18 protein-coding genes are annotated in these 17,407 nt (G+C 60.0%); 7 read left to right on the top strand and 11 right to left on the bottom strand.

The window, feature by feature from the left end:
- Positions 1-14: 14 nt before the first annotated feature.
- From Q1M54_RS10435 to Q1M54_RS10420, 4 genes are all read right to left on the bottom strand, one after another.
- On the bottom strand, positions 15-545 hold the full coding sequence (locus Q1M54_RS10435) for a TRAP transporter small permease (RefSeq protein WP_300556985.1): 531 nt from the start codon (positions 543-545) through the stop codon (positions 15-17).
- A complete protein-coding gene (gene dctP / locus Q1M54_RS10430; RefSeq protein WP_300556983.1) occupies positions 542-1,510 on the bottom strand; it encodes a TRAP transporter substrate-binding protein DctP in 969 nt (322 codons plus the stop codon). Before dctP ends, Q1M54_RS10435 begins: the two co-directional genes overlap by 4 nt.
- 73 nt (positions 1,511-1,583) lie before the next feature.
- Complete coding sequence (locus Q1M54_RS10425; protein WP_300556969.1) at positions 1,584-3,128, bottom strand: indolepyruvate oxidoreductase subunit beta family protein; 1,545 nt, start codon at positions 3,126-3,128, stop codon at positions 1,584-1,586.
- Entirely contained in the window at positions 3,125-5,272 is a 2,148-nt protein-coding gene (locus Q1M54_RS10420) for an indolepyruvate ferredoxin oxidoreductase subunit alpha (RefSeq protein ID WP_300556967.1), read from the bottom strand. The genes Q1M54_RS10425 and Q1M54_RS10420 overlap by 4 nt, the downstream gene beginning before the upstream one ends.
- A 162-nt stretch (positions 5,273-5,434) precedes the next feature.
- Between Q1M54_RS10420 and Q1M54_RS10415 the strand changes: the two genes are divergently transcribed.
- Complete coding sequence (locus Q1M54_RS10415) at positions 5,435-6,391, top strand: LysR family transcriptional regulator (RefSeq protein ID WP_300556965.1); 957 nt, start codon at positions 5,435-5,437, stop codon at positions 6,389-6,391.
- Between the two features lie 123 nt (positions 6,392-6,514).
- On the opposite strand, the gene Q1M54_RS10410 is transcribed toward Q1M54_RS10415, so the two are convergent.
- The gene (locus Q1M54_RS10410) at positions 6,515-7,918 is read right to left on the bottom strand and encodes a type IIL restriction-modification enzyme MmeI (RefSeq protein ID WP_300556964.1); all 1,404 of its coding nucleotides are present in this window, start codon (positions 7,916-7,918) and stop codon (positions 6,515-6,517) included.
- Between the two features lie 33 nt (positions 7,919-7,951).
- Positions 7,952-8,281: a DUF6172 family protein gene (locus Q1M54_RS10405; RefSeq protein WP_300556962.1), complete on the bottom strand. Its 330-nt coding sequence runs from the start codon at positions 8,279-8,281 to the stop codon at positions 7,952-7,954.
- A gap of 240 nt (positions 8,282-8,521) precedes the next feature.
- On the opposite strand from Q1M54_RS10405, the gene Q1M54_RS10400 reads away from it, so the two are divergent.
- On the top strand, positions 8,522-9,709 hold the full coding sequence (locus Q1M54_RS10400) for an FAD-dependent monooxygenase (protein WP_300556960.1): 1,188 nt from the start codon (positions 8,522-8,524) through the stop codon (positions 9,707-9,709).
- A gap of 42 nt (positions 9,710-9,751) precedes the next feature.
- Here the strand turns inward: Q1M54_RS10400 and Q1M54_RS10395 are convergent, their stop codons facing one another.
- Positions 9,752-10,684 (bottom strand): tripartite tricarboxylate transporter substrate binding protein, encoded by a 933-nt coding sequence (locus tag Q1M54_RS10395; protein ID WP_300557020.1) that lies wholly within the window; start codon positions 10,682-10,684, stop codon positions 9,752-9,754.
- 131 nt (positions 10,685-10,815) lie between these two features.
- Here Q1M54_RS10395 and Q1M54_RS10390 point away from each other — a divergent pair, with 131 nt between their 5' ends.
- On the top strand, positions 10,816-11,295 hold the full coding sequence (locus tag Q1M54_RS10390) for a MarR family transcriptional regulator (RefSeq protein WP_300556958.1): 480 nt from the start codon (positions 10,816-10,818) through the stop codon (positions 11,293-11,295).
- A 34-nt stretch (positions 11,296-11,329) separates the two neighbouring features.
- On the opposite strand, the gene Q1M54_RS10385 is transcribed toward Q1M54_RS10390, so the two are convergent.
- Genes Q1M54_RS10385 through Q1M54_RS10375 form a run of 3 tightly spaced genes read right to left on the bottom strand, consistent with a single transcriptional unit; the run spans position 11,330 to position 14,059 of the window.
- Positions 11,330-11,791, bottom strand: coding sequence for a hypothetical protein (locus Q1M54_RS10385; RefSeq protein ID WP_300556956.1), 462 nt, complete (start codon positions 11,789-11,791; stop codon positions 11,330-11,332).
- Positions 11,792-11,810: 19 nt separating this feature from the next.
- On the bottom strand, positions 11,811-13,106 hold the full coding sequence (hemL, locus tag Q1M54_RS10380) for a glutamate-1-semialdehyde 2,1-aminomutase (RefSeq protein WP_300556954.1): 1,296 nt from the start codon (positions 13,104-13,106) through the stop codon (positions 11,811-11,813).
- Between the two features lie 8 nt (positions 13,107-13,114).
- On the bottom strand, positions 13,115-14,059 hold the full coding sequence (locus Q1M54_RS10375) for a bifunctional hydroxymethylpyrimidine kinase/phosphomethylpyrimidine kinase (protein ID WP_300556952.1): 945 nt from the start codon (positions 14,057-14,059) through the stop codon (positions 13,115-13,117).
- A 104-nt stretch (positions 14,060-14,163) separates the two neighbouring features.
- Between Q1M54_RS10375 and Q1M54_RS10370 the strand changes: the two genes are divergently transcribed.
- Complete coding sequence (locus Q1M54_RS10370; protein WP_019427587.1) at positions 14,164-14,334, top strand: rubredoxin; 171 nt, start codon at positions 14,164-14,166, stop codon at positions 14,332-14,334.
- On the opposite strand, the gene Q1M54_RS10365 is transcribed toward Q1M54_RS10370, so the two are convergent.
- Complete coding sequence (locus Q1M54_RS10365) at positions 14,335-15,810, bottom strand: deoxyribodipyrimidine photo-lyase (protein WP_300556950.1); 1,476 nt, start codon at positions 15,808-15,810, stop codon at positions 14,335-14,337.
- 74 nt (positions 15,811-15,884) lie between these two features.
- Between Q1M54_RS10365 and Q1M54_RS10360 the strand changes: the two genes are divergently transcribed.
- Genes Q1M54_RS10360 through pyrR form a run of 3 tightly spaced genes read left to right on the top strand, consistent with a single transcriptional unit; the run spans position 15,885 to position 17,397 of the window.
- Positions 15,885-16,487: a YqgE/AlgH family protein gene (locus Q1M54_RS10360; protein ID WP_300556948.1), complete on the top strand. Its 603-nt coding sequence runs from the start codon at positions 15,885-15,887 to the stop codon at positions 16,485-16,487.
- Positions 16,484-16,900, top strand: a complete 417-nt coding sequence (ruvX, locus tag Q1M54_RS10355; protein ID WP_300556946.1) for a Holliday junction resolvase RuvX — start codon at positions 16,484-16,486, stop codon at positions 16,898-16,900. Before Q1M54_RS10360 ends, ruvX begins: the two co-directional genes overlap by 4 nt.
- Positions 16,897-17,397 (top strand): bifunctional pyr operon transcriptional regulator/uracil phosphoribosyltransferase PyrR, encoded by a 501-nt coding sequence (gene pyrR / locus Q1M54_RS10350; RefSeq protein WP_300556944.1) that lies wholly within the window; start codon positions 16,897-16,899, stop codon positions 17,395-17,397. The genes ruvX and pyrR overlap by 4 nt, the downstream gene beginning before the upstream one ends.
- Positions 17,398-17,407: the final 10 nt, after the last annotated feature.

Genomic DNA, 17,407 nt, shown 5'->3' with positions numbered 1-17,407 from the left:
CATTGGGAACCCGTTCAAGCTGCGCTTACGGCATCTTGGCGCGGACCTCGCTCGGCATGCAGCAGGCGGTGCATGCGAAACACCATCTCTATGGACAGCAGAACAAACACCACCGGCAAGGGCGCCAGTGACCACCACTCAGGCGTGACCAGGGTTTTGATGCTCAAAGACCCCGCCGCATAACTGGCCCAAGTGGCTTTCGCACCGTACCAGGCCAGCACCAAACAGCAGCTCAAGCCCAGCACATCGCCCACCCATTCCAGCGCCCAGGCGGCGCGCGGTGGAATGGCTTGCAAAAAAATGTCCACCCGGATGTGCTGTCCCTGACGCAGCAGCCAGGGGGCCACGCACATGGTGATCAGGTACAGCATGAGTTCGGACACCTCGTTGCTCCAGGACAGCCCCAGCGGCATGCCCGGGATGGCCAGGTTGCGCAGCGCCACATCGGCCACGATGATGAGCATCATGGCCAGTAGCAGCAGGCAGCCGAACAGGGCAAGACCCGACAGACACCGGCCAAACCGCTCAGACAGCGCTTGCATCATTTGGAGAACAGGGCCTTAAACCGTGCAGCCACTTCAGGGCTTTGCTTGGTGGCAGCGGCCCAGCCAATGTCGTAAGCCTTGTCCCGGAAGGCCTTGGTGGTGGCTGCATCGAACGAGATGGTTTGAATGCCCGCTTTGGTCTGGCGAGCGATTTCATCAGCTCCGTAACGTGCCCAGAAGGTGTTTTCTGCTTCCAGTGCCAGCAACTGTCTTTGCAGGAAGTTGCGTTGCGTCTCAGTGAGTTTTCTGTAGGCGGGCAAGTTCATGATCAATGAGACCTCGGCATCGTAAAAGCCAGGATCGACACGGAACTTGGTTTTTTCGTGCCAGTTGAAGTCAAAGATACCGCCAATCGGCCAGCCATAACCGTCCACCACACCGCGCTCCAGGGCGGTGTATACCTCCCCCGGTGGCGTCGTGATCACACTGGCGTTCAGAGCCTGAAAGAAGTCCCGGTAGACCGGCGTGATGCGGATTTTTTGACCTGTCAAATCGGGCTTGTCAATCTTCTTGTTGGTGTAAATGTGGAAGGGCTGGTTTTCCACCATGCGCGCCAGGTACTGCATATTGCCTTTTTCATTCCAGACCTTGTTGATGGCATCAAAAGCGCCGTTCTTGCGCTGCTCGGCCACTGGAATCTGGGTCAACTTCAGGAAGTCGGCCTCGGGCATCACGTTGGTATAAAAAGCGCCGGTGTTGAGCGCCATGTCGACCACGCCGGTTTTGACCGCGTTACCCAGCTCAAACGAAGGAATGGCGCGTGGCCCGCCGATGAAGTTGATCTGCAACACCCCTTTGCCCTCGGCGTTGACCTTGTTGATCCAGGGCTGTAGCCGCTGCACGTAGATGCCGTTTTCTGCAAAACCGCTGATCAGGCGCAGCGTGACTTCTTGCGCCAGCGAGGCTGAACTGGCGCCGAGCGCCAAAACCAATGCTGTGGCTTGTGTGAGTAAACGTCGTTTCATGGTGTTGTCTCCTTTTGTGGTTGCGGGTCGATGGGGAATTTGTAGGGTAGTCGTGTTGACCGATGTGCAGGCGTCACGCAGGTGCCAGTTGGTGCACGGCCTGATCGAGCGCTTGCCCACTGTCGTCGGCCAGGGCGGCTTTGCGCAAGGCGCTCAGACGGTTGGCCGCATCTGGCAATTGTTGAAGGCGTGGCAAAGTGGTCATGAGTTTTTCAAAATGCCGCCAGCCTCTTGCATGGGTATCGCCATAACCTTTGACAAGCTGCTGGCCGCGCAGCACCTCCAGGGCCAGGTCCGCGTGTCCAGGTAACAAGTTCATGGCGTTCGCCCACCAGGCTTCGATGCGTTGTTGCTCTGTTTGGTAACGCAAAGACACCGGCCTGATGCGGCGCAGGCTGGCCACACCGTAAAGCAGCAGAAAACCGCGCAAGGAGCTGGTTTGCACCACGCGGCCTTTTTGTGTGAAACGGCCGACCACGGCGCGGGCTGTCTTGGAGCCCAGCAACCAACGCCCCAGGCCCGCAGGCAGGGTGTCGGCAATTTCTTCCAGGCGCGGGTGCATGAATTCGTGGATGTCGATCAGCTGTTTCTCGTTCAGGCTCACTTCCTGGCTGACGCGTGCAAAGCGTGAGCGGCGGGTTTTCAAATCGGCCACACGCACCGTGTCTTCGTAAGACATCCAAAGGGCCAGGTGCCGAGCGCCCTCGCGCAAGATCTCTTCGGTCAGGCTTGTGGCCGTGTTTGACGAGGCCAGCGCACCAGCCATCTCTTGCAAACGCTGCGCATACAGGGTGGCATAAGCAACATCCTGGTAATCGGCTAGCCGCGTCAAACCCGAGGCGATGACCTCGTGCGCCGCGGGGGCAAACGCGCCTTCCAGACTTTGTGCAAGGCCCTGCAACTTGGGGCCGACTTGGCGGTGCAAAGGCAAAGCCACTGGGGTGGCATCGGCCACGCTGGACGTGCCCGGCTGTAGCGCCTGCATGGTCGCATCAAAGCCTGCGGCAAAAGCCTTGAGGCTGGTCTTGACACCCACGCCGCTGCGCTCAATGGTTGCTTCGAATTGCGCCCTGGAAAACGGCAGGCGCTGGCTGGCCGCCAGCGCACCATACAAAGCGGGCGCAATCAAGCTGCCCGTTTGCTCGGCCAGTTTGGCAAAGTCGGCGCTGATGAACTGCCGTGCGGCGGCCTGCGCTCCCGCCAACAGCTTGGCCTCGTCCACACGCCCGTCGCCCATGGCGGTGCGCTCGGTCATGGAATAGACGCGGTGCGATGACGCGATGAAGGTGGTTTTTTCTGCATCCACCAGCCCGCGTTGCAGCGCGCGACCGGCTTCCATCAATTCGGAGGCCAGCACGACGTCGACTTCACCCGGAAACGGGCTGAGCGCCATCACGGGCATTTGCCCCGAATGCGATGCCGACTGGGGGTACATCTCGATGTAATAGATGGTGGCCCCGGTGCGCTGGGCCACGCCGGGCACCGAGGTGGTCTGGGCCCAATGGCCGTTGTGTTCGGCCAGGTCGACCAGCCAGTCGGCCAGCACGCCGCCGCCTTCACCACCCATGGCCAAAATGGCCAAACTGATGATGCCTTGAGGTCGCTTTGTGTCGTTCATGCGGCGATGCCTTCCAATCGGCGCTCGATGCGGTTTTGCAGCCAGCCGATCACACGCTCACGTAGGCCTTGTTTAAAGCGGTCCCAGGCGCTGGGGTTGTTGATGATTTCGGCCCGGTAAAACGAAGGGCAGAGCACCGCAGCGTGCGCGACTTCGCCGCATAAGCCGCAGCCCACGCAACTGTCGGCCACAGCCGCCACCGGGTCTTGGCGCAGCGGGTCGGGGTTGGGTTTGATGCTGAGCGAGGGGCAGCCCGACAGGCGAATGCACGAGTGGTCGCCGGTGCAGGTGTCGGGGTCAATGCCAAAGCGTTCGCGTACCACGCGCTCGCCTTTTTGGATGCGCTGGCGAATCAGTGGCTTGACGCGACGTTGCCGGTTGAGCATGCACTCGCTTTGCGCCACGATGACCTTGGGGCCTTGCTGCTTCGTGGTCAGGGCGTCACGCAGGGCCTGGCGCATTTGGTCCAGGCTGTAAGTGTTGGTGACCGTCTTGACCCACTCCACACCCACGCCGCGCACGGCCTTTTCAATCGGGTTGTTGGTGTTGCGGATCGGGTTGATGGCCTTAGACGAGAGCACGTCTTGCCCGCCCGTGGCGGCCGAATAACCGTTGTCCACCACCAGCAATAAGTTGTCGGACTGGTTGAACACCGCGTTACCTACGCCGCTGGTCAGGCCGTTGTGCCAAAAGCCCCCGTCGCCCATGATCGAGACGGTGCGCTTGCTCGTCTCACTGGTGTTGAAAGCCGATGCGCCCGCCCAACCCAGGCCATAGCCCATGGTGGTGGCGCCGATGTTGAAGGGCGGCAGGATCGAAAACAGGTGGCAACCAATGTCGCAACTCACATGGTGCTGACCCAGCTCTTTCTCGATCATCTTGATGGCCGTGAAGATGGGCCGTTCGGGGCAACCGGTGCAAAACGAGGGTGGACGAGGGTGCACCTGGGCTACTGCTTCGCTGATTGCCAGTTGGTTGCTCGCCTGCACGGCGGGCACCGTTGCTGGCAGCAGGTGCGCCGCGTATTGCGCGATGAACGCCCGGATGCCTTTCAGCACAACCCCACCGGTGTATTCGCCGCCCATGGGCAGCACGTCTTTTCCGTGGATTTGCGTGTTCAAACCCGCTTTGTGCAAGATGCTGTGGATGTTTTGCTCAATGAAGTCGGGCTGGCCTTCTTCGACCACCAGCAAACCGCGCTTGCCTGTACAAAAGCGTTTGAATTCATCGTCGACCAGTGGGTAGGTGATGTTCAGCACATACAGCGGAATGTCGGTTTGCCCGAAGTCGTCGGCCAGGCCGAGCAGTTGAAGTGAACGCACCACACCGTTGTACAGGCCACCTTGAATGACGATGCCAAAGTCTTGCGCGTCTTCGGAGAAAAACTCGTTGAGCTGGTGTTCCTGAATGAACTTGACCGCAGCGGGCCAGCGCGTATGGGTTTTTTCCTGCTCGTGCAAATAGCTGGCAGGTGGCAGCACGATGCGGTTGACATCGCGCTTGGGGTTTTCAATGGCGTCTTTGAGGGTGAAGCTGGGCCGCACGTTGTCGCGGGTTGGAAAGCGGCCATGCACATGGCAAGCGCGGATGCGCAGCTCCAGCATGACGGGAGTGTTGCTGGCTTCCGATAGCTCAAAACCTTTTTCAACTGCGTGCACGATGCTGGGCAGGTTGGGGCGCGGGTCGATCAACCAGATCTGCGACTTCATGGCAAAGGCGTGCGAGCGCTCTTGCATGATGCTCGAACCTTCGCCATAGTCCTCGCCCACGATCAGCATGGCGCCGCCGGTAACGCCACCCGAAGCCAGATTGGCCAACGCGTCCGACGCCACGTTGGTGCCCACGGTGGATTTGAAGGTGACCGCGCCGCGCAGAGGGTAATTGACCGATGCGGCCAAAGTGGCGGCGGCTGTGGCTTCAGAGGCGCTGTGCTCAAAATGCACGCCCAATTCTTGCAGGATGTCGTTGGCGTCGGTCAGCACATCCATCAGGTGAGAGATGGGTGCGCCTTGGTAGCCCGCCACATACGACACACCCGACTGCAGCAATGCCTTGGTGACGGCCAAAATGCCTTCGCCATGGAATTCATCACCATCGCCCAAGCGCAGCTTTTGCACCTCTTGCACAAATGAGCGTTCAGCCATGCACGCAACCTTTCACGGGGTATTTAACCCCTCAGTGACCCATTGAATGGATTTCAATGTAGGCCAGCTACAGGGGCTGTGCAAATGGATTCTTCCAATGGTGTACATTGATGTTGTGAATAATTGGTAGCAACCCTTATTTGTTTGAGCCATGGGGTCAGCATGAATTTCCGGCAACTCGATCTGAACCTCTTGCGGGTGCTGGTGGCGATCCACCGCAGCCGCTCGGTCACGGCGGCGGGCAAGGCGTTGGCCCTGTCTCAGCCCGCCACAAGTAACGCCTTGTCTCGTTTGCGCGAATTTTTTGGCGACGAGTTGTTTGTGCGCTCGCCCGCTGGTTTGCAGCCCACGCGGCTGTGTGAACAACTGGCACCCGCCATGCAGTCGCAGTTGCTGGCCATGGAAAGCCTGGTGCTCAACCACCAGCCCTTTGACGCATCCAGCAGCCACCGCCATTGGCGTTTGTCTTTGTCCGACTTGGGCGAGATCTTGTTCTTGCCGCGCCTGACTTCGGCTTTGCGCCACGAATCGCCACACGCGAGTTTGTCCAATGTGTCGGTGGACGCATCCCAAGTGGCTGCTTCCTTGGAGTCGCGTGACATCGATATGGCCATCGGCATCCTCAAGCCGCAACACAGGGGCGTACGCAGCCAGTTGCTGTTCAAGGAACGCTACATGGCCATCTCTTTCAAAGACTGGTCACCCACACCCCGTGGGCGTGGGCGCACCCTCAGCCCTGCGCAATTGGCGCAAGCGAATTTTGTGGTGGTCTCGCCCACAGCGACCTTCCATGGGAGCGTGGAAAAAATGCTGACGGGCATGAAACTGCAAGACCGAATTTTGGTGCGTCCCCGCCACTTTGGCGCGATCGCCGAGCTGGCGCAAAACACCGATTTGCTGTGCATCGTGCCTGAGATGTACGCCCGCGAACTGAGCCAGCGCGTGCAGCTGCAGATGTGGACCATCGAAGACGCGCCTGTATACGAGGTCAACCTGGTCTGGCACAGCAGCACCGAGCAGGACTCGGATCAGCAGTGGATGCGGGGGGTGATCGAGCGGCTGTTCACGCGGCATCGTGAACACCCTAGCAAGAAGCTTGATTCAAGTTCAGTCATGTAACAGTGCAAATTGACATCGGACGAGACATAGCCATGAGCGTCTTGAAAATTACTTCCAAAGGCCAAATCACTTTGCGGCGTGAACTGCTGGAGTATTTGGGCATTGGCCCGGCTGTTCGATGTGTCATGACAAACCCATCCACTTTTCATCGCGATAAATTTGAGCGCGCCCAATCGCCACCAGCGTTTCCAAAATCACTGGCAGGCTTTCGCGCCAGCGGCCTTTGCCTTTGAATTGGGCTGCGATGGCTTCCAGGTCGAGTGCTGAGGGGGCGGCGCTGAGGATGTCGGCGACGGCCTTGATTTGCTCGGGTAGGGTGACGGGCCAGGCCAGTTGGTCGGCTTCGGCGTTCAGGGCGTCGTGCTCGCCGATCAGGACGAGGGTGGCGGCTTGTGTGTCGCTCCATTTGGCCCGCAGCGGGTTGATGACGGTGGGAACGACCAGCCGGTCCACATAAGCGCGGGGTGTGAAGTGCGCACCTAGGGCGTGGCGTTCGTCAGGGTCCAGGGCGCGTTCGAGCAGGGTGCCAAAGATGGCGGGCTCCACCTCGGTCCAGTTGGCTTTGGCAGCCGTGAGCAGGCCATCGATTTGGTTGCCGCTCAGCAACAGGGCGTAGCCTTCGGACTGCGAGGCTTTGAGCAGTTTGCCGTTGAACTTGCGCACTTCGCGGGCCAGTGCGGCACTGAAGCCGCCATGGTCCATGTCGGCCCACAGGGCTTGCAGCATGCGCTGCAAAGTGGGTGGGTGGTGGGGGTGGGTTTGCAGCAGTTCAGTGAAGGCGCCTTTGCCTTCGCTCTTGCCTGCGGCCTTTTCGCTGGCCGGCAGCAGGCCTACGTCTTCGGCAAACATGCTGAACAGGCAGCGCGTCAGAAATGCGCCCACTTGGTGGGGCGGGTGGCCATCGGTTTCCAGGCTTTTGGCCACGCTGGCCAGCACACTGGCCACTTCGCGGGTGACTTGGGCGTTGGCGCGGCTGGGGTCCAGCGCCATGGGGTCGGTCCAAATGAGGCGCAGACGCTGGCGGATCTTGTCGTCACGCAGGTCTTGCAGCTTGATCTGGTGGCTGCGCGGATCAGGAAACGGGATGTAGTTGCCGCCGGTACGGCTGAACTCTGCAAACAGCTGGATGACTTGCCCCACGTCGACCACCATGATGATGGGCGGTCGGCCTTCGGCGGCGGGCAAGGCGCGGGCGTAGTTTTGCGCTTGGGCGTGTGCGCCCATCAGGGTGTGGCTGTAGCTTTTGGTGTGGCTGCCGGTGTTGACTTTTTTGGCTTCGAGGATGAAGTGGCCGCGTTTGTAGCAGTCCACGCGGCGGTCACTTTCGCTCCCGTCGCTGTGCCCCTCTTTGAGCGGGCGCTCAAACATGTAGTCTTGATCGGCCGTGGCGTGGGGCCGTTCGACCCCCAACAACTCACACAGTTCGATGACGAAACTTTGCGCGGTAGCCAGTTCGCTGCCAGCCGCTTGATGCCAGCGCTGGATGAATTGCTCGGTGCGCGGGTTTGTTGTATTTGTGAGGTCCATGATTTATTTCATAGACCCTCAAATAACTACTTTTTATTCAATATTTACGTCTTTCTGAGGCTCTTTGTAGTAGTCTTGCGCCTTGAGCACCCGCATGCCGTGCTTGCTCAAAATTTCGACATACACCAAGGATGCGCCGGTTTTGGCGGCGGTATCTACCGCTTCGATCACACCGCTGACGCGCACCACCTGGGCGGTTTCGGCGCTCAGACCCACTTTGCAGTCAAAGTCCCAAAAGTCCACGCCTTTGGGCACGTCCCGATTGCGCTCGCGTTTGAAGTATTTGCGGATGTCGTGCTTGACGGACTCCAGCACGCGGTCGGGGTGCTTGCCTTCGGCTTGCAGGTGGAAGTTCTTTTTCATGGGGGCTCTCGTTGGCGGGGCAATCGCCCGGACCGGACGTGAATGCAGGGGCGAATTATCGCTGTTTTACTGGGTCAGCTCTGTGCAGGTGCATGGTCACTTTCGATCGCGACTTTGAGCGTTTCGGGCTGGCGCGTTGTTTGGTGTTGAGCTAAGAGGCGCCATGGTCTGAAGCCATGAAGTGATCGGGGATGCTGGGCTTCTGGTAGCATGCTAACGATACATATCAGGAGTCAAAACATGGACATTGCAATGGTCGGAGCGGGAATCGGTGGCTTGACCGCCGCGGCTTGTTTGTTGCGCGATGGGCACCGTGTCCGTATCTACGAACAGGCCCGCCATGTGGGTGAAATCGGCGCTGCGGTGCAAATGAGTGCCAATGCCGTGAAAGTGCTTTACCACTTGGGCCTGAAAGATAGGCTTGAGGCCCAAGCGGTTAAACCTTCTGCGTTTGAGTTCCGCCGCTTTGACTCCGGCGAGTTGCTGCACGAAATCAAGCTGGGCGAGGACCACGCCCAGCGCCATGGTCATCCTTATTACCAAATCCATCGGGTTGACCTGCATGCTGCCTTGCTTGAAGTGGTCGAGCAACTCGACCCGCAGGCCTTGCAGCTGGGCTACCGGGCGATCGAGGTGCAAGAAGACGAGCACAGCGCGTCCATCGTTTTCGCAGACGGTCGCCAGGTCCGGGCCAATTTGGTGGTGGGCTCGGACGGCATCAAGTCGGTGGTGCGCAAGCATGTGGTTGATGCTGACCCCCCAGTGTTCACTGGGCAGGTGGCTTGGCGCCTGGCCATCCCCATCGAACGCATTGCACCCGAACTTCGCCCACCTTTGGTCTCGTCGATCTGGTGCGGCCCCAACAACCACGCCGTCATGTATTACATGCGTGCCGGCCAGGTGCTCAACTTTGTGGGCTGCGTTGAGCGGCCTTGGGAAGAAGAGTCATGGACTTCGCGTCAGCCTTGGGAAGAGTTGGACCAAGATTACGCCGGCTGGCATCCGATCGTGCGTGCGGCGATTGACAACGTGGACCGTGACCAGTGTTTCCGCTGGGCGCTGAACAACCGCAAGCCGGTGATGAACTGGTGCACAGACCGCGTCGCTTTGCTGGGCGATGCGGTGCACCCCACCTTGCCTTACATGGCGCAGGGTGCAGCCATGGCGATCGAAGACGCGGCGGTGCTGAGCCGGGCTTTGGCGCTCGACATGCCCATGGCGCAGGCTTTGCAGGTGTTTCAAAACCACCGTGCGCCCCGCGCTGCGCGCGTGGTGCGAGAGTCCACTGAGATGGGCGACCTTTACCACATTGCGGATGCGCAGCAAATGAAGCAAGCCTTCAAAGACCGCAACATTGCCGCGTCACGCAACAATTGGTTGTACCCCTACGACCCCATGAATGTGGACCTGATGAGCCAAGCAGGTTGAACCGGCTGGACCGATGCAGCCCAGCCTAAGTTGCCAGCCGAATCAGTCGGCCTTGATGCCTTGGTCTTTGATCAAGCGCGCCCAACGTTCCGCATCGCGTTCGACCAGTTGCGCAAAGGCTTGAGGTGTGCTGCCGCTCGGGTCCATGCCTTGAGAGACAAAAGCCTTTTTGACATCGTCACTGCTGAGCAGCAGGTTGATTTCGCGGTTGTAGAGGTTGACGATGTCGGCCGGTGTGCCCTTGGGGGCAAACATGCCAAACCACATGTCCACGTTGACGTTGCCCGCTTTGGCTTCGGCCAAGGTGGGCAAATCGGGCAGCAAGGCATGTCGCTTGTCACTGCCAATGGCCAAGGCCGTCAGTCGGCCTGAGCGAATGTGCGGCAAGGCCACATGGATAGGCAAGAACATGGCGTCGACTTGGCCACCGAGCAAGTCGGTCACGGCCGGGCCGGTGCCGCGGTAGGGAATGTGTGTCAAGAAAACCTGGGCCGTGCTTTTGAACAACTCCATTGACAGGTGATGGGGCGTGCCCACGCCAGGCGATGCGTAATTGAGCCGACCCGGTTGTTTGCGCAGTGCGGCGACAAACTCTCCAGCGGTTTTGTAGCCCGATTGCGCGGGGGTCACCAGCAAGAGTTGTCCCCAGCTGGTTTGTGACACAGCAGCAAGGTCCTTGACAGGATCGAAACTCAAACCCGGGTAAAGGGCACGGTTCATCACCAGCGTGTTGACGCTCACCAACAAGGTGGAGCCATCAGGGGCAGAGCGCACCACCGCTTCGGTGCCGATGTTGCCCGAGGCGCCCACGCGGTTTTCGACCACGACAGGGCGGTTCAGGCGCTGCGACAGCTTGGGGCCGAGGGTGCGGGCGATCAGGTCAATGCCCGTGCCCGGGGTGAAGGGCACGATCAGTTTGAGCGGGCCTTGGTTGGCAACGCTTTGGGCTAGGGCGAGCGGAGATGCGGCCCCCATGCAAAGTCCTGCGCCCAACAGGGCAGTGACGTGTCGGCGTGACGGGTTCATTGGCAGGCTCTCCATGCGTTAGTATGCCAACGATTATTGACGAATCGGCCCCAGCACCTCATCCATAGAATCCCTGACCCATGGCCACACACGATCTTTACCAGCGTCCGGGCTTTTTGCTGCGCAGAGCGCACCAGATCTCGGCCTCGATTTTTGAGAGGGCTTGTGCTGATTTGGCTTTGACGCCAGCGCAATACGGCGTACTGCGCGTGATGCAAGACCACCCGGGCATTGACCAATCGAGTTTGGCGCGGGCCTTGGCTTTTGACAAAGTCACCGTGCTCCGTGTCATCAAGGGACTGGAGGACCGGGGGTTTTGCCACCGCGCCGTTTCACCCGACAACCGCAGGCAAATGGCCGTGCGCCTGACACCTGAGGGCGCCAAGCTGCTTCGTCAAGCGCAACAGCCGGTGCGGCAAGCTTATGAAACACTGTTGAGCCCGTTTGACGACGCCCAGCGCGAGCAGTTCTTGGGCCTCTTGTTGTTGCTCAACACCCAACTCAACACCGAAGCGCGGGCCAGCTTTGTACCGATGGCGTCAGGGTCCGATCCGGCCTAACACCGGCCTCATACTAAGGGATGGCTTGCACGTCTCAGTCGGTGCGAAACCTGTACTTGAGCTGAAAGCTCACCGCACCATAAAGGCGGTCTTTAAGAGGTGGAACCAGCGCCACATTCAGGCCCCAGTGGCCACTTTCCAGGGTGGCGGTGGGAATGACCGCTGGAAACCAGCCGCCGTTGTAGGCATTGGGGTAACCATTGAAAACCCCGGCCACAGCGCCCAGTTTGACGCCGGCATATGTCCAAGGCTGGACATAAACACCCAAATAGCTCGTGTCGGCATTGTTGCTGTTGCGAAAGCGCCCGCCGGTGGCTGACCAAGTGGGGTCGAATCGGTACTCCAAACCCACACCGGGGTTGGCGTTGCGCAAGCCTTTTCCAGTGTCAAAGTGCGCCGAGTAAAAGCCGGCATTGACCCAGAGGCGGCTGGCATCGAACTCGGCGTGGGCGGTCAGCGCCATGCTGGCGCAAAACAAGCAGGCCAGGCGTTTCATGACGTGACCAAGGTATGACTCAGAGCGACTTGAACACGTCAGCCGCGATTTGCACTGTCTGGGCAATGTCGGCTTCGGTGTGGGCGGCGCTCACAAAACCGGCTTCGTACAAAGCGGGCGCGATGTACACGCCGCCATCCAGCAAGCCGTGGAACAGCTTGTTGAACTTGGGGCTGTCGCTGGTCATGACTTTGGCGTAGTTTTGGGGCAGCTCGGGCAGCAAGAAAAAGCCAAACATGCCACCTTGGCAATCGCCCGAAAAAGGTACGCCCGCCGCAGCGGCAGCGCCCGTCAGGCCATCGACCAGGCTTTGGGTGCGTGCACCCAAGGCATCAAAAAAGCCGGGCTTGGCGATCTCGCGCAGCGTGGTCAGGCCACAGGCTGTGGCCACCGGATTGCCGCTCAAGGTGCCAGCTTGGTATACCGGCCCAGTGGGCGCCAACTGGCGCATGATCTCGCGCGGGCCGCCAAAGGCGGCCAAGGGCATGCCGCCACCAATCACTTTGCCCAGCACTGTCATGTCGGGCTTGAAGCCGGGGATGGCTTTGGCATAGACGCTTTGCGCGCTGCCCAAGGCCACGCGGAAACCCGACATCACTTCGTCAAACACCAACAAGGCGCCGTATTCGGTGCACAACTCGCGGCAGCGCTTCATGAAGGGCACGCTGGCGCGCACAAAGTTCATGTTGCCCGCAATGGGTTCGATCATCACGCAGGCCAACTCTTTACCGTGCAGGGCAAAAGTCTCCTCTAGGGCTGCGATGTTGTTGTACTCCAGCACCAGGGTGTCGCGCACGACTTCAGGTGGCACGCCAGCGCTGGTGGGGTTGCCAAAGGTGGCCAGGCCCGAGCCGGCCTTGACCAGCAGCGCATCGCAATGCCCGTGGTAGCAGCCTTCAAACTTGATGAACTTGCTGCGGCCCGTGGCGCCGCGTGCCAAGCGCAGGGCGCTCATGCCCGCTTCGGTGCCCGAGCTGACCAGGCGCACCATTTCCATAGAGGGCACGTGTTTCAGGATTTCTTCGGCCAGCTCGATCTCGCGTTCGGTAGGCGCACCGTAAGAGAAGCCGTCAAGTGCCGCTTTTTGTACCGCTTCGAGCACGGCGGGGTGGCCGTGGCCCAGGATCATGGGGCCCCATGATCCAATGTAATCAATGTATTTTTGGCCGTTGGCGTCCCAGAAATAAGCGCCTTGGGCGCGTTGCACAAATCGGGGTGTGCCGCCCACGGCGCGAAAGGCGCGCACAGGCGAGTTGACGCCACCAGGGATCACTTGGGCGGCGCGGTCAAAGAGGGTTTGGTTGAGGTCGGTCATATCGGGTCTCAGTGTTTGGTTTCGTTGAAGGGTACTTCAAAGTAATCGGCGCCGGGATGAACTTGCGGGCCTTCCTCGTCGTCTGTTGCTTCGCCTTCGGGCAGCGCCCAAAAAAGGCGGTCCGGAATGACCTGCCCCATGCCGGGCCGAAAGCCTTCGTCGAGGCAACGGTCCAGATAGTGCAAGGCTTCGCTGGTGGCCTCGGGCAAATCCATGCCGGTGGCCAGCAAGGCGGACAGGGCAGCGGTGAGTGTGTCGCCCGCCCCCGCAAATACCGCTTCGATGCGTTCGAATTTTTCATGGCCCAGCACGGTTTCGGGCGAAGCCAGCACGTTGTCAATGTGCTGGTCAGGCAAGGGCAGGCCCGTGACCAGGGTGTAAGGTACACCCAACTCGGCTGCCGCTTTGGCGATGTCGCGGGGTCCGGGGTTGCGCTCCCCGCTCCAGTCGGGCAGCAGCCAGCGGCGCAGCGTGCTGTGGTGGCCCACCAAGACGCTGGTCTGGGGCAACAACAGTTCGCGAAAAGCGTCCAGATAGGCGTCGATCTTGTCTTCTTCCCACCAAGACAGGTTGGGCATGTAGGCGACCAAAGGCACGCCGTCGTAGTCGTCGGACAGTTCGGCGATCACCGCCAGGGCTTCGGGGGTGCCGACGAAACCGACCTTGATGACCTGAACCGGCACGTCTTCGGCCATGGCGCGGGCTTGGTCGTGCACGGCTTCGTCATCGAGCGCAAAGAAATCGGTGATGCTGGTGGTGTCGCGGACATAGCTGCCGGTGCAAATGGGCATGCAATGGGCGCCAACCGAGGCCATGGCCACCGCGTCGCAGCTCAAACCGCCCGCCCCGCTGGGATCGTTGGCGTTGAAAGAGAGCACACATGCCAAGGAGGCCGATTCTTCTTCGGCCGGTACCTGCTCAATGTCGGGAATTTCAGGGCTGGAGTCGGTCATGCAAAAGTCGCATCTCAGGGGCTTCGGACCGGCTTCTCAGGAGGGCGATGGGCAGGCCGATACAATCAAAACATTCTATTCGACTCTCTGATTGCGACACGGTGATGGAACACAAAACTTGGATGTGCTTGATTTGCGGCTGGATTTACGACGAGGCCGAGGGTGATCCCGAGCACGGCATTGCACCGGGCACCAAATGGGAAGACGTCCCCATGAACTGGACTTGCCCCGAATGTGCGGCCCGCAAAGAAGACTTTGAAATGGTCGCGATCTGATCAGTCTGCGCTTTTCTTGACCACCGCATAGCGGGCCAGCGTTTTCTCGCGGGCTTCGGCGTGGTCCACGATGGGGGCAGGGTAGGTTTTACCGATCTCAACCCCTGCCGCTTGCAAGTCAAGGGGTTTGGCAAGCCATGGGGCATGCAGGTCTTTGGTGGGCAGGCTGGCCAATTCTGGCAAGTAACGGCGAATGAACTTGCCCTCTGGGTCGAACTTTTCGCTTTGGCTGATCGGGTTAAAAATCCGAAAGTAGGGCTGCGCATCACACCCGCTGGAGCTGGCCCACTGCCAGCCGCCGTTGTTCGCTGACAGATCGAAGTCGTTCAGGTGAGTGGCAAAGTACTTTTCGCCCCAGCGCCAGTCGATGCCCAAATCCTTCACTAAAAAGCTGGCCACCACCATCCGCAGGCGGTTGTGCATGTAGCCTGTTTGGTTGATTTGACGCATGGCCGCGTCCACCAGGGGGTATCCGGTGCGCGCTTCGCACCAAGCATCAAACAGTTTGTGGGCATGCGTGCCGTGTTCCCAACGGATGGCGTCGTAATCGGGCTTGAAGCTTTTACCTTCACCCACATGCGGATAGTTGTGCAGCACTTGCACATAAAAGTCGCGCCAAATCAGTTCTGACAACCACACGCTGGCCCCCACGCTGCCCGCCAGCATGCGGGGATGTGCTTCGCGGGCCAGTTGGCGGATGGACACGGTGCCAAAGCGCAAATGCACACTCAGGTAGCTGGGGCCTTTGACAGCCGGGAAGTTGCGGGTGTCCTCGTACTGGTCAATGCGCGTCAAGAAGTCTTGCAGCAAAGCCTGTGCACCCGACTCGCCCGTGGGGATTTTGAGGGCCTTCAAGTTGGTGGGCTCAAAGCCGATGTCTTGCAGGCTGTGCACCGGCTGCGCCAGATCATCGGGGCGGGGAGCTAGGCGCTGGCCCAGTGATGCCACTTCGTAGGCCTGCAGGTCTTCGGGCGTGACTTTCTTCAGCCAGGCATTTTTATAGGGGGTGAACACGCTGAAGGGCTTGTTCATTTGGGTCAGCACTTCGTTGCGTTCCATGACCACATGGTCCTTGTAGGTGTGCAGCACGATGCCGTGGTCAGCCAAGTGGCCGCGCACCTGGATATCGCGGGCCAGCGCATGGGGCTCGTCATCGTGGTTGGCAAACACGGCTTGGGCTTGCAGGTGGTGCGCCAGCTTGACGATTTTGTCTTTGGCCACGCCATGGCGCACGATCAGGCCAGCTTGAGGATGACCCGCCATCTCACGCAATCGGGCATCGACCTCGACCAGCGATTCGCGAATGAATTCGACACGGCGGTCGGCGCGAGGCAGAACGTCCAAAATTTCGGTGTCAAAAACGAACACCACATGCACCCGCTGGCAATGCTTCAGGGCATGAAACAAGGCGGCGTTGTCGGTCACGCGCAAGTCGCGGCGCAGCCAGACCAGGCCACAAGAAAAAGGGGTTTCCATCAGGGTTTGCCGGGTTGGATCAAGGAATGCACTTGTGGCCCAAGCCGCGAGGGCGGGACCGCTAAAATCGGTACATGACCGCTGATTCTGCCTCTATTGACCTCAAGCATCATTTCCTGATCGCCATGCCCGGGTTGGAGGACGAGACATTTGCCCGCAGCGTCATCTACATGTGCGAGCACAGCGAGCGCGGGGCCATGGGCCTGATCATCAACAAACCCGCTGACATCAGCATGCGCCTCTTGTTTGACAAGGTGGATTTGCCTTTGCGCCGCGAAGATTTGGTGCTAAACCCGGTGCTTCAAGGCGGCCCTGTGCAAACAGATCGAGGGTTTGTGCTGCACGACCCGGTCCAAATGTCGCCTGCCGACCAAGAAGGCGGTCCGATTTATGCCTCAACCCTGAGCGTGCCGGGGGGGCTTGAGATGACGACTTCCCGCGATGTCCTGGAGGCCTTGTCCTCTGGTGCTGGGCCCCGCCGGGTCTTGATCACGCTGGGTTATGCGTCCTGGGGGGAGGGCCAGCTGGAGTCCGAGTTGGGCGAAAACACATGGCTCACGGTGCCCGCGTCGGTCGATGTGATTTTTGACGTTCCCATGGCCGAGCGTTATGACCGTGCCCTTGACTTGCTTGGCCTCAAAAGCTGGATGCTTTCCCCTGAAGCGGGGCACGCATGAGCAGCGCCCCCGAAAACAGCGTCCCCGACCATCACCAGAGTTTTCTTGCCTTTGACTATGGCCTCAAGCGAACCGGCGTGGCCGTGGGCAACCGGTTGATGAAATCGGCCACGCCGCAAGGCACGATTGCCGCCGAAGGCGATGCCCGGTTTGAGCACATCGCCAAACGCATCAAGGATTGGCAGCCAGACGCGCTGGTGATTGGCGTGCCCACCCACCCCGATGGTGGCGAGCACGAAAACACCTTGCGCGCCCGCAAGTTTGGTCGCCAACTGCGCGGTCGGTTTGGTTTGGCGGTCTACGAGGTGGACGAGCGTTACACCACCACCGAGGCGCATTCTTATGGCGCCAAAGACGCCGATGCCGCTGCAGCGGCCATCATCCTGGACCAATTTTTGAGGAGCATCCCATGAGCGCACTCGCCCTGAATGCCGAAGCCCTTTATTTAGAGCTGTTGCGCGGTGTGCGCAGCCTGTGCACCACCCACACTCGTTTGGTGGGCATCACCTCGGGTGGTGCTTGGCTGGCCGAGCGATTGCACCGAGATTTGGCCTTGCCCGGTGAGCCGGGTCAGGTGTCGTCGGTCATGCACCGCGACGACTTTGCCCAGCGCGGTTTGTCGGCCGGGGGCCAGACCCACTTGCCTTTTGAGGTGGACGGCGCCGACATTCTGGTGCTCGACGATGTGCTCTACACAGGTCGCACGATTCGCGCTGTGCTCAATGAGCTGTTTGACTACGGTCGCCCCGCCCGCGTGCAGCTGGCGGTCTTGGTGGATCGCGGCGGGCGTCAGCTGCCCGTGCAGGCTGAGTTTGCCGCTGCACGTGTAGCCTTGCCCGAGACCCAATCGCTGGCGCTGGCCCGCGACCCGGCTGGCGCATTCAGTTTTGAAGTCAAAAACAAGGCCTGAACCCGACAAG

The organism is Limnohabitans sp. Rim8 (assembly GCF_943326455.1).
Classification (GTDB): domain Bacteria; phylum Pseudomonadota; class Gammaproteobacteria; order Burkholderiales; family Burkholderiaceae_C; genus Limnohabitans_A.
This window is presented reverse-complemented; position numbering and strand designations above follow the sequence as displayed.